Origin of the sequence: Kitasatospora sp. MBT63, assembly GCF_000710465.2 — a bacterium.
Lineage (GTDB): Bacteria > Actinomycetota > Actinomycetes > Streptomycetales > Streptomycetaceae > Kitasatospora.
Genome location: NZ_JAIZ01000800.1, coordinates 1 through 11,149 on the forward strand (window position 1 = coordinate 1; position 11,149 = coordinate 11,149).

At 75.8% G+C, this 11,149-nt stretch carries 11 protein-coding genes and 1 pseudogene; 6 read left to right on the forward strand and 6 right to left on the reverse strand.

Features of this window, described 5'->3' with window-relative positions; all coding sequences use genetic code 11:
- On the reverse strand, window positions 1-487 hold a 487-nt coding region (locus AA75_RS41670), incomplete at its 3' end, for a sensor histidine kinase KdpD (protein ID WP_233289432.1).
- Window positions 488-582: 95 nt separating this feature from the next.
- Here AA75_RS41670 and AA75_RS41675 point away from each other — a divergent pair.
- A complete protein-coding gene (locus tag AA75_RS41675) occupies window positions 583-2,148 on the forward strand; it encodes a S8 family peptidase (RefSeq protein WP_033825735.1) in 1,566 nt (521 codons plus the stop codon).
- Between the two features lie 15 nt (window positions 2,149-2,163).
- On the opposite strand, the gene AA75_RS41680 is transcribed toward AA75_RS41675, so the two are convergent.
- Both AA75_RS41680 and AA75_RS41685 read right to left on the reverse strand, forming a co-directional pair.
- Window positions 2,164-3,336, reverse strand: coding sequence for a sensor histidine kinase KdpD (locus AA75_RS41680; RefSeq protein ID WP_033825736.1), 1,173 nt, complete (start codon window positions 3,334-3,336; stop codon window positions 2,164-2,166).
- A 6-nt stretch (window positions 3,337-3,342) separates the two neighbouring features.
- Window positions 3,343-4,026 (reverse strand): response regulator transcription factor, encoded by a 684-nt coding sequence (locus AA75_RS41685; protein ID WP_051814343.1) that lies wholly within the window; start codon window positions 4,024-4,026, stop codon window positions 3,343-3,345.
- A 156-nt stretch (window positions 4,027-4,182) separates the two neighbouring features.
- Between AA75_RS41685 and AA75_RS53200 the strand changes: the two are divergent.
- The 4 genes and pseudogenes from AA75_RS53200 to AA75_RS41700 all read left to right on the forward strand — a co-directional run.
- Window positions 4,183-4,872: pseudogene (locus tag AA75_RS53200) on the forward strand (glycosyltransferase family 2 protein); the annotation flags it as partial.
- Window positions 4,846-5,601 (forward strand): DUF2064 domain-containing protein, encoded by a 756-nt coding sequence (locus AA75_RS53205; RefSeq protein ID WP_233289434.1) that lies wholly within the window; start codon window positions 4,846-4,848, stop codon window positions 5,599-5,601. The pseudogene AA75_RS53200 and the gene AA75_RS53205, both read left to right, overlap by 27 nt.
- Entirely contained in the window at window positions 5,598-6,284 is a 687-nt protein-coding gene (locus AA75_RS41695) for a methyltransferase domain-containing protein (protein WP_051814341.1), read from the forward strand. The genes AA75_RS53205 and AA75_RS41695 overlap by 4 nt, the downstream gene beginning before the upstream one ends.
- A gap of 52 nt (window positions 6,285-6,336) precedes the next feature.
- On the forward strand, window positions 6,337-7,173 hold the full coding sequence (locus AA75_RS41700; protein WP_033825738.1) for a GNAT family N-acetyltransferase: 837 nt from the start codon (window positions 6,337-6,339) through the stop codon (window positions 7,171-7,173).
- 178 nt (window positions 7,174-7,351) lie between these two features.
- Here the strand turns inward: AA75_RS41700 and ligD are convergent, their stop codons facing one another.
- Complete coding sequence (gene ligD / locus AA75_RS41705; RefSeq protein ID WP_033825739.1) at window positions 7,352-8,242, reverse strand: non-homologous end-joining DNA ligase; 891 nt, start codon at window positions 8,240-8,242, stop codon at window positions 7,352-7,354.
- Window positions 8,243-8,274: 32 nt separating this feature from the next.
- On the opposite strand from ligD, the gene AA75_RS41710 reads away from it, so the two are divergent.
- Window positions 8,275-9,297 carry a Ku protein gene (locus AA75_RS41710; RefSeq protein ID WP_033825740.1) on the forward strand — a complete coding sequence of 341 codons (1,023 nt, stop codon included), beginning with the start codon at window positions 8,275-8,277 and terminating at the stop codon, window positions 9,295-9,297.
- 52 nt (window positions 9,298-9,349) lie between these two features.
- On the opposite strand, the gene AA75_RS41715 is transcribed toward AA75_RS41710, so the two are convergent.
- Both AA75_RS41715 and AA75_RS41725 read right to left on the reverse strand, forming a co-directional pair.
- Window positions 9,350-10,342, reverse strand: coding sequence for a hypothetical protein (locus AA75_RS41715; RefSeq protein WP_233289433.1), 993 nt, complete (start codon window positions 10,340-10,342; stop codon window positions 9,350-9,352).
- A gap of 93 nt (window positions 10,343-10,435) precedes the next feature.
- Entirely contained in the window at window positions 10,436-11,065 is a 630-nt protein-coding gene (locus AA75_RS41725; RefSeq protein WP_033825741.1) for a glyoxalase, read from the reverse strand.
- Window positions 11,066-11,149 lie beyond the last annotated feature (84 nt).

Genomic DNA, 11,149 nt, shown 5'->3' on the forward strand with positions numbered 1-11,149 from the left:
GGCGGCGGGTGCCGGGGGTGGCCAGGCCCAGGGTGAGGGTGATCCGGGCGCCGCCGAGCGGGCCGCGGTCGATCCGCAGGTCGCCGCCGGTGGCGGCCGCGGCCCGGCGGGCGATGTCCAGGCCGAGCCCGGTGGAACCGGCGCTGGTGCCACGGGCGAGGGCGCCGTCGGGGTCGAGGATGCCGGGCCCGGCGTCCTCCACGGTGAGCAGCACGCTCTGCGCGGTGCGCGTCACCCGCAGCGCGAACGGCGTGCCGGCGGCGGTGTGCCGGAAGACGTTGCCGACCAGCGAGTCGATCACGGCCGTCAGGTCGTCCTCGGGCAGGTCGACGGGGGTGGGCTCGCAGGTGACCTCGAGTTCGCAGGGCCGGTCCTGTGCCTCGGCCAGGGTGGCCCAGAACCCGGCCCGGCGGCGGAACGCGTCGGCCGCCTGGACCACCGCGTCGGGCGCACCGGAGGCGGGGCGGGGCGGACGGCCGGGCCCCACCGGCGGGGCTTTGCGGCCAATCTGATGATACGTCAGTCTATGGATGGCAAAGCCTTGTTCATCTTGGCTTACATCATCACGAGAGGGCCGCCGCCATGGCACTGCCCCTGCGCCACTCCTCCCACCGCGCGCTCGCCGCCCTGGCCGTCACGGCCGCACTGGCACTCGGCGCCGCCCAACCCGCCACCGCCGCCGCCCCGCCCGAGGGCGTCGTCGCGGGCGCGGACAGCCCGGGCGCCGTCCCCGGAAGCTACCTGGTCATCCTGCGGCCCACCCTGGCGAAGGCCACCGCGTCCGCGGGCGCGACGCTCGCCCACCGCTACGGCGGCACGCTGCGCCGGACCTTCGGTGCCGCCCTGAACGGCTACTCGGTGCAGCTGTCCGACCGCCAGGCCCGCCGGCTGGCCGCCGACCCGGCGGTGGCCGAGGTGGTGCAGAACCACCGGGTCGCCGCCGACACCACCCGTACCGGCCTGCCCTCCTGGGGCCTGGACCGGATCGACCAGAAGCGCCTGCCGCTCGACGACCGCCTGACCACCGTGGATTCGGGCGGCCAGGGCGTCACCGCGTACGTCATCGACACCGGGGTGCTGGTCACCCACGACGAGTTCGGCGGCCGGGCCTCCTCCGGCTACGACGCCGTCGACCTGGACGGTGAGGCGGACGACGGCAACGGCCACGGCACCCACGTGGCCGCGACCATTGCCGGCAGCAGCTTCGGCGTCGCCCCGAAGGCCGCCGTGGTCGCCGTCCGGGTGCTCGACGACGACGGCTCCGGCACCACCGAGCAGGTGGTCGACGGGATCGACTGGGTCACCAGGAACGCCCACAAGCCGGCCGTCGCCAACCTCAGCCTGGGCAGCGACCCCGACGACGCGCTGGACGCGGCGGTCCGCAACTCGATCGCCTCCGGCATCACCTACGCCGCCGCGGCCGGCAACCAGGGCGTCGACGCCTCCGAGCACTCGCCCGCCCGGGTGCAGACCGCGATCACCGTCGGGGCCACCGACCGGGACGACCACCGCGCCTGGTACTCCAACTACGGCCCGCTGGTGGACCTGTTCGCCCCCGGCAGCGACATCACCTCGGCCTGGATCGGCTGGGACGAGTCCGAGAACACCATCTCCGGCACCTCGATGGCCACCCCGCACGTGACCGGCGCCGCCGCGCTCTACCTGGCCGGCCACCGCACCGCCACCCCCGCCCAGGTCGCCGCGGCGCTGACCGGCGCGGCCTCGCCCGGCTCGGTGCAGCAGGATCCCGGCGACGACACCACCGACCGGCTGCTGTACGTCGGCACCACGCCGATCCCGCCGCTCGGCAAGCGGTTCGACAACACCACCCCGGTCACCGTCGACAACAACACGACCGAATCGCCGATCACCGTCACCGGCGTCCCCGGCCGGGCCCCGGCGATGCTCGACGTCCACGTCTCCGTCACCCACTACTGGCCCGCGGACCTGACGGCCGACCTGATCGCGCCGGACGGCCGCAGCTACCGGGTGCTGACGGCCTCCGACGACCTGCTGCCGTCCCCGTACCACGTGCTGATCGGCGTCAACGCCTCCGCCTCGCCCGCCAACGGCGTCTGGCGGCTGCGGGTGTACGACCCGGCCGAGTCGTTCGGCGGGCAGCTGGACGGCTGGGCGCTGCAGTTCTGACCCGCCGGCCGCGGGTCAGCCGACCGCGGCCGCCGCCGACGGCAGGGCGATCTCGAAGCAGCACCCACCGGAGACGTTGCGGACACTCGCCCGGCCGGCGTGCGCCTCCACGATGCCCCGGACGATCGCCAGGCCGAGGCCCGCGCCGGTGTCGCCCTGGTGCGGGCCTGCGCCCTGGCCCGCGGCCTGGTCCGGCGCGGTCCTGGGGGTACGGGCGCTGCCGCCGCGCCAGCCGGTCTCGAAGACCCTCGGCAGGTCGTGCTCGGGAATGCCGCCGCAGCCGTCGGTCACCGAGACCAGCACTTCATCGGCCTCGCGGCGGGCGGCGACCGCCACCACCCCGTCGGCCGGGGTCGAGCGGATCGCGTTGACCAGCAGGTTGCCCAGCACCCGGGTGATCTCCCGGCCGTCGACCTCGACCGGCTCGGCGGCCACCAGGGCGCCCTCCAGCCGGACCCCGCGCTCGCGGGCCAGCGGGTGGGCGCCCGCGATGGCGTCGCCGACCAGGTCGTAGACCGACACCCGGGCGGGGGTCAGGGTGAGCACCCCGGCCTGGATCCGGGACAGCTCGAACAGGTCGTCGACCATCCCGGTGAGCCGGTCCACCTCGGTGCGGATCCGCATCAGGTAGCGGGCAGGGTCCTCGGCCACACCGTCCTCCAGCGCCTCGGCCATCGCCCGCAGGCCCGCCAGCGGGGTGCGCAGGTCGTGCGAGATCCAGGCGATCAGCTCCCGGCGGGAGTGCTCCAGCATCTGCTCGCGCTGCCTGGACTCGGCCAGCCCGGCACTGGTGGCGGCCAGCTCGGCGCTGAGCGCGGCCAGTTCCGAGCCGAGCGGCTCACTGGGTGCGGTGAACCCGGCGTCGCTGCCGACCGTCCGAGCCGCCACCGTGAGCGCCCGGCTGCCTGCGACCACCTGGCGGCCCAGCACCGCGGCGGTGACCAGCGAGACGGCCGCGGCCATCAGGGTCACCGTGATCACCACCCCGAGGTCGTGGTGCGAGAGGAACATCGCCTGCGCCACGGCGAGCGTGCCGGCCGTCATGGCGAGGACCGTGACCAGCGCCACGATGAGCAGCGAGAGCGCGACCGAGCGGCGGCGCAGCAGGCGGACCACGGGCCAGCCCAGCAGGCCGGCGGAGGCGGCGCCGAGCGCGGCGAACAGGGCGATCAGCAGCAGGTCGTTCACGGTGGTTCAGCCCTTCGCCGGGTCGAAGCGGTAGCCGACGCCCCAGACGGTGCTGATCAGCACCGGGGCGGCGGGGTCGTCCTCGATCTTCTCGCGCAGCCGGCGGACGTGGACGGTGACGGTGGACTGGTCGCCGAACTCCCAGCCCCAGACGCGCTGCATCAGCTCCTCCCGGCCGAACGCCGTACCGGGGTGCCGGATCAGGAACGCCAGCAGGTCGAACTCGCGCAGGGTGAGCGAGAGTTCGCGTCCGGCCCGGTGGGCGCGGCGGGCCTGCTGGTCGAGCGTGAGGTCACCCGCGGTCAGCGGGCCCCCGGCCGGGGCGGCGAGTCCGGCGCGGCGCAGCACGGACTGGATCCGCAGGACCAGCTCGCGCGGGCTGAAGGGCTTGGTGACGTAGTCGTCGGCGCCGAGTTCCAGGCCGAGGATGCGGTCGGCCTCGTCGCCCTTGGCGGTGAGCATCACCACCGGCAGGTCGGCGCCGGCCTCGGTGGCGCGCAGCCGGCGGCAGACCTCCAGGCCGTCCAGGCCGGGCAGCATCAGGTCGAGGACGACCAGGTCGGGCCGGTGTTCGGCGGCGGCGGCGAGCGCCTGGTGGCCGTCGGCGGCGCGGTCGACCCGGTAGCCCGCGCGGTGCAGGTAGCCGGTGACGACCTCGGCGACGGTGGGGTCGTCGTCGACCACGAGGATGCGGCCGGTGGAGGGTGTCTGGATCACGTCTCCGAGGATAGGGAGGCGGGGCGGGCGGCTTCGACCGCCGGGGTGCCCCGTACGACTTCCGTAAGGTGCCGATGCGGCAATTGTCCCGATTCCCCGGGGTAGCTTCGGCGCGTGACGAGTCTCTCCCTGTCCCGTTCCCCCGTTCCCCGTCCCGTCGATGCGGCGCCCGTCGACGTGGTGCTGCCCTGCCTGGACGAGGCGGCGGCGCTCCCCTGGGTGCTCGGCCGGATCCCGTCCGGCTGGCGCGCGATCGTGGTGGACAACGGCTCCTCGGACGGCTCCGCCGAGCTGGCCCGCTCGCTCGGTGCCACCGTGGTGGCCGAGCCGCGCCGGGGTTTCGGCGCCGCCTGCCACGCCGGGCTGCTGGCCGCCACCGCCGAGCTGGTCTGCTTCATGGACTGCGACGGTTCCCTCGATCCGCGCCAACTCCCCCTGGTGACCGGCCCGGTGCTGGACGGCAGCGCCGACCTGGTGCTCGGCCGGCGCCGCCCGACCGCCCGCGGCGCGTGGCCGCTGCACGCCAGGATCGCCAACGCCGAGCTGGCCAGGCGCCTGCGGGCCCGGACCGGCGCCGCCCTGCACGACCTGGGGCCGATGCGGGCCGCCCGCCGGGAGCGGCTGCTGGCGCTCGGCCTCGGCGACCGCCGTTCCGGCTACCCGCTGGAGATGGTGCTGGCCGCCTCCGCGGCCGGGATGCGGATCGCCGAGCGGCCGGTGGACTACAGGCCCCGGGCCGGCCGTTCGAAGGTCACCGGGACGGTGCGCGGCACCCGGCAGGCCGTCCACGACATGCGGGCGGTGCTGGCCGCCCCGCCGCCGACCCTGCTGGTGATCGCCAAGGAGCCGGTCCCCGGGCGGGTGAAGACCCGGCTGACGCCCGCCTGTACGCCGGTCCAGGCCGCCGCCCTCGCCGAGGCCGCGCTCGTGGACACCCTGGCGGCGCTCTCGGCGGTACCGGCCGGCCGGCGGCTGCTGGTCCTGGACGGTACGCCGGGCCGCTGGCTGCCGCCCGGCTGGGAGGTGGTCCCGCAGGTCCCGGGCGGGCTGGACGTCCGGCTCGCCGCGGCCTTCGCCGAGGCCGGCCCGGACGCGCCCGCGCTGCTGGTCGGCATGGACACCCCGCAGCTCACCGCCGCCGCCCTGGCCGAACCGCTCTCCCCCGCGCAGCGCGCCGGGACCGACGCCTGGTACGGCCCGGCCGCGGACGGCGGGTTCTGGGCGCTGGGCCTGGCCCGTCCGGACGCGGCGCTGGCCCGCAGGCTGCTGGTGGGGGTCGAGATGTCGACCGCGCGCACCGGCGCCGAGCTGCTGGCGCGGCTGGCGGCGGAGGGGCTGGTGGTGCGTGGCCTCGGCGAGCTGACGGACGTGGACACGGTCGAGGACGCCCGGCTGGTGGCCGGGCAGGCACCCGGCGGCCGGTTCGCGGCCCGCTGGACCCAGGTCGCCGCATCACAGGCCACCACATCACAGGCCACCGCGCCACAGGCCACCACACCACAGGCCGCCGCGGCGACGGCCGGACCGGCGACGGCGGTCCGCCGATGACCACGGCCACGCTGCCCTGGACCGACGACCCGTTCGCCGAGGCGATGCGGACCGGCCGCGGACCGCTGTGGCTGCGGCGCCCGGACGGCACCCGCCAGGTGCTGGAGGTGGACCGCTGGATCGGGCCCGTGGCCGGCGCCGACCACGGTCTGCTGCTGCGCTGCCTGGACTCCGGCCGGCCGGTGCTGGACATCGGCTGCGGGCCCGGCCGGCTGGTCGCGGAGCTGCTGGCGCTCGGTGTCCCGGCGCTCGGGGTGGACGTCACCCGCGACGCGGTGGCCCGGACGCTCGGCATCGGCGGGCTGGCGCTGTGCCGCTCGGTGTTCGAGCGGCTGCCCGGGGAGGGCCGCTGGGGCACCGCCCTGCTGGCCGACGGCAACCTCGGCATCGGCGGCGACCCCGACGCGCTGCTGCGGCGGGCGGCCCTGCTGCTCGCACCCGGCGGCCACCTGCTGGTGGAGGTCGAGCCGGCCCCGCTCGACGAGCGGCTGACCGTCCGGGTCGAGGGCCCGGGCGGGCGGCTCGGCCCGCCGTTCGCCTGGGCCCGCCTGGGCGCCGACGCCACCGTGCGCCGGGCGGCGCCGGCCGGGCTGACGGAGATCGAGCGCTGGTCCTCGCACGGCCGGTCCTTCCTCGCCCTGCGCCGTGACGGCCCGCGTTCGGCTGCCCGTGACCGATCGTGATCAAGCGGCCGAAACCGGTGGCGCGCACGGCGTCCGGTTGCTTTGATGCGCTGTGCACTTCTCGGAAACCGACACCAGGTCCCTGCTCGACCAGATCGAGCGCTACTACGACGCCGTACCCCGTTCCTCCGCCAGGGCCGAGGACTTCGGGCCGCTGACGCTCTTCGTACCGACCGCGGGCAGCTGGCCGTTCTACGGGCGGCCGGCCCTGGCCTGGCAGGGCCCGGCGGCGACCGCCGGCGATGTCCGGCGGGTGCGGGAGCGGCAGCGCGAACTGGGCCTGCCGGAGACCTTCGAGTGGGTCGACGAGAACGCGCCGGGGCTCCGGGCGGCGGTGGAGGCCGCCGGGCTGACCGTGCACGCGCACCCGCTGATGGCCCTCGACCCCGGCGCGCCCACGCCGCCGTCGGACCCGTCGGTCCGGCTGCTCGCCGCCGACGCACCGGAGCTGGCGTCCGCGCTGGCCGTGCCGCGGGTGGCGTTCGCCGAGCCCGGCACCGCGGTCGGCACCGCGGGCGCGGCCGAACTGGCGGCGTTCACCGCGGTGGTGGAACGCGACGGCACCGTGGACCGGGTGGCGGCGCGGATCCGGGCCGGGCTGACGGTGACCGCCGCCGCGCTGGCGGCCGACGGCTCCGCGCGCTGCTCGGGCATGCACCAGCCGGTGGACGGCGTCACCGAGGTGGTCGGCGTCGGCACCCTCCCGGACGCCCGCCGCCGGGGCCTGGCCCTGGCGGTCACGGCCTGTCTGGTGGCCGACGCCCGGGCGCGCGGGGCCGGCACGGTGTTCCTGTCCGCGGGTGACGAGGACGTGGCCCGGGTCTACGCCCGGGCGGGCTTCCGCCGGGTCGCCACCGCGCTGATCGCCGAGCCGGCCGAGTCGGCCTAGCAGCCCGGCTGACCGGCTGACCGGCTGACCGACTGACCGGCTGACCGAACGCGGCACCGTGGGTCGTGGCGGCTGCCGATCACCACGACGGTGCCCGCCGTCGGGTCGTGCCACGGCCCGGTGCACCGGTTCGCGGCGGCCGGCCGGGAGGCGCACGGCTCCGCAGCCCGGCGGCCGGTCAGGAGGGCAGCGGGCCCGCGTCGGTCAGCAGCGGCGCCAGCAGGTCGCCGTCGGCGGCGTGGCGTTCCAGCACCTGGTCGGGGGTGAACGACAGCTCCTCGGCCCGGGTGCACGCCTCGATCTCCGCCCAGCTCACGGGCGCGGAGACCCCCGGGACGGCGGTGGCCCGCAGGGTGTACGGCGCGGCGGTGGTCTTGGCCGTCGCGTTCTGCGACCAGTCGACGAAGACCCTCCTCCGGCGCAGCGCCTTGGCCATCCGGGACACCACCAGGGCGGGGTGGTCGGCGGCGAGCCGTTCGGCCAGGGCCTTGGCGTAGCCGCTGACCGCCTTGGCCGGGGCGGGGGTCAGCGCCGCGTACAGGTGCAGTCCCTTGCTGCCGGAGGTCTTGGGGTGGGCGTGCAGGCCGTCGGCGGCGAGGTGGTCGCGGATCAGCAGGGCGACCCGGCAGCAGTCGGTCAGGTCGGCGCCGGGGCCGGGGTCGAGGTCGACCACCAGCCGGTCGTGGTGGGTGGGGCCGGTGTCGGCGGTCCACTGGGGGACGTGCAGTTCCAGGGCGTAGCCGTTGGCGACGGTCATCAAGGTGGCCAGGTCGTCGACGGCGACCCGGTCCTTGGGGCCCTCGTGGGTGGGGACGGTGAGGGTGTGCACCCATTCGGGCAGGCCGGGCGGCGGGTTCTTGGCGAAGAAGCCCTCCTCGCCGATGCCGGCCGGGAATCGCAGGAAGGTCGCGGGGCGGCGCAGCAGGTGCGGCAGCATCGCGGGGGCGATCTGCGCGTAGTAGTAGAGCGCCTCGCCCTTGGTCCACCCGGTGGCCGGCCACAGCACCTTGTCGAGGTGGGACAGGACCAGGCGGCGGCCCTCGACTTCCGTGACCTGGCGCTCCGGCATAACGTGGTAGATCCCCGCGAAAGGGATGGGCTATGCCACAGGTCACCTGGAAGGGCGTCATCACGTTCGGGCTGGTCAGCGTGCCCGTGCAGCTGTACGCCGCGACCGAGGAACACAGCGGGCCGACCCTGCACCAGGTGCATGCGAAGGACGGCTCGCGGATCCGGTTGAAGCGCTTCTGCGAGGTGGAGGGCGTCGAGGTCCCGTACAGCGAGGTGGTCAAGGGATTCGAGTCGCCGGACGGGCGCCAGGCGGTGCTGGAGGACGCGGACCTGGCCGAGCTGCCGCTGCCCAGCAAGAAGATCATCGACGTGCTGGCCTTCGTCCCGGCGGACTCCATCGACCCGCTGATGCTGAACAAGGCGTACTACGTGTCGACGGCGGACAAGGCGCCGGCCAAGCCGTACGTCCTGCTGCGTGACGCCTTGGTGGAGTCCGGTCAGATCGCGGTGACCAAGGTGACCATGCGGACCAGGGAGTCGCTGGCGGTGCTGCGCGTGCACGGCGACGCGCTGGTCCTGCAGACCTGCCTGTGGCCGGACGAGGTGCGCTCGGCCGAGGGGATCGCGCCGGACGAGAGCGTCACCGTGCGGCCTCAGGAGCTGAAGATGGCCCGGTCGCTGATGGACACCCTGTCGGAGGACTTCGACCTGTCGGCGCTGCACGACGAGTACCAGCAGGCGCTGGAGCAGGTCATCGAGGCCAAGCTGGCCGGGGTCGAGGCCCCGCACGGCGAACTGGAGCCGGCCGAAGGGGCGGGCGCGGATGTGATCGACCTGATGTCGGTGCTGCGCAGCAGCGTGAAGGCGGCGAAGGAGGGCCACGGCAAGGCGGCCTCGCCGGCTGCCGGCGAGGCGGCGGACGACGACGCGGAGGACGGGGACGGCGGGGAGGCGTCGGCGGCGCCCCCGAAGAAGAGCGCCCGGAAGCCGGCGAAGAGCGCAGCGGCCCGCGGCGCCGCCAAGAAGACCACGGCCGCCTCCGGGACGGCCGCGAAGAAGTCCACGGCCAAGAAGACCGCCGCGAAGCGGTCGGCGCCCCGCCGGGTCTCCTGACCGGGCGGCAGGGCCGTCCCGCCCGCGGGCGATGGGCGGACGGCCCGGCGGCTCAGGCGGTGCGCGCGGCCGGCTGGTTGTCCGCGCTGAGGACGTCGCCCGCGGAGGCCGATCCTGCTGCCCGCCGGAGGGCGCCGATCCCCGGGTCCGTGATCGACACGGTGATCGTGAAGGGGGGCGGGCCGGTGATGGTGCGGTGGGAGTCGGTCGGGGCGGTGAGCCGTTGCTGGACGGCGAGGCCGTCGACGCCCGGGCACAGGGCCTCGACCGGGAGCGTGAGCTGCGCGGTCCCGCCGGTGGCCGGATCGATCCGCAGGCTGCCCGACGGGGTGCGCCGGACCGTGTCGCCGACGGAGACGGGCAGGTCGTAGGCTCCGCCGACCAGGCCGTCGGGGCCCTCGATCTCGACCGCCACGCCCTGCGCGCCCAGCGGCGCGGCCAGGTCCAGCGGCGCCGGACCGCCGGGGCCGAGCAGCAGGCCGATGGTGAAGCGGCCGGGGTCGTCCCCCGACTCCTTCTCGAAACCGTAGGAGCCGAGGACCAGTTGGGGACCCGGGCGGTCGGTGGCCCCCGGTCCGCCGGGCGCGGTGGATCCGGCCGGCTGCGGGAAGTGGTGGTAACCCTTGGCGCCGCACCTGCTGCCGTCGGAGGTCCCGCCACCGGGCAGCGCGACGTCCCGGGTCGGCCGGCCCGGGGTGACCGCGCCCGGGCGGGCGGCCGGTGCCTTCCGGTCGGGCCAGGCGGAGAGGGCGAGGAGGACGGCGGCCACGGCGACGACCACGGCCACCACGGAGCGCCAGTTCCGGAAGCGGCCCCGGCGCGCGGCGGCCGGTCCCTCGGATCCGGGCGACCAGCGGCGTCCGCCGGGATCCACCGGTTCCTCGGTCCGCCAGCGGGCGGACAGCATCCGGGTCCGCGCGGAGGGTTCCTTGACGGCGGCGGCCCGGACGAAGCGCTCGTCCAGGACGAGCCCGTCGAAGGGGTCCCGGCTGCTCGGGTCGGGCCCGTCGTGGGGGCCCGGGTGAGGGTCATCGGCTATCGGCACCGGCTCATTATGGCGAGCCGGCCCGACGCCGGGACCGGCCGGGTGGCGGCCCGCACCGGACCCGCCGGACCTGCCGGACGGTCCGGGCGGCAGTCAGTGCACCGGGACCGGCGACGCGGCCTCCCAGGCGAACCCGTCCGGGTCGTCGAGCGGTCCGGCGTCGCCGCTGATCGCGAGCCGGTGCGAGCCGGTCCCGTCGACCGGCACCCCGAGGTCCTTGGCCAGGGCGCGGCGGCCGTACAGCGCGAGCTTGACCGCGCCCGACGGGCCGGCGAACTCGACGTACTTCTTGCCGAAGCTCCTCGCCACGGTGAGGCCGTGGCCGACGTAGAACCGCCGGCTCTCGGCCACGTCCGCCGTGCCCAGCAGCAGCACGGCCTCGTCGATCCGTCCGGTCGCGGGGCCGGTGTCCTTCTTCGCCGAGGTCGCGACCTTCCAGATCGTGCCGTCGGGGGCCCGGACGACACCGCCGTAGCCCCAGAACGACTTCGCGGCGGGCTTCAGCGCGGTGGCGCCGGCCTCGACCGCGGCGTCGACGAGGCGGTCGACGTCGGCGGGGCGGGCGACCGTGAGGGCGAGCGCGAACCCGCGGAAGCCGGTGGTCGGCGTGTCCGCCGCCCGCAGCCGCAACTGCAGCGCGGCGCCCGGTCCGAAGGCGGCGTAGAAGCGTTCGGCGGCCGCGAGATCGGCCACCTCGAGGGTGACGGAGTGAATGGAAGCCATGACAGTCACGCTAGTTGGCCTCCCGGCGCGGGTGCTTCTCCATTCCTGACCGGTCCGGCCGGGGGTGGGAAGGGGGGGTGGGGA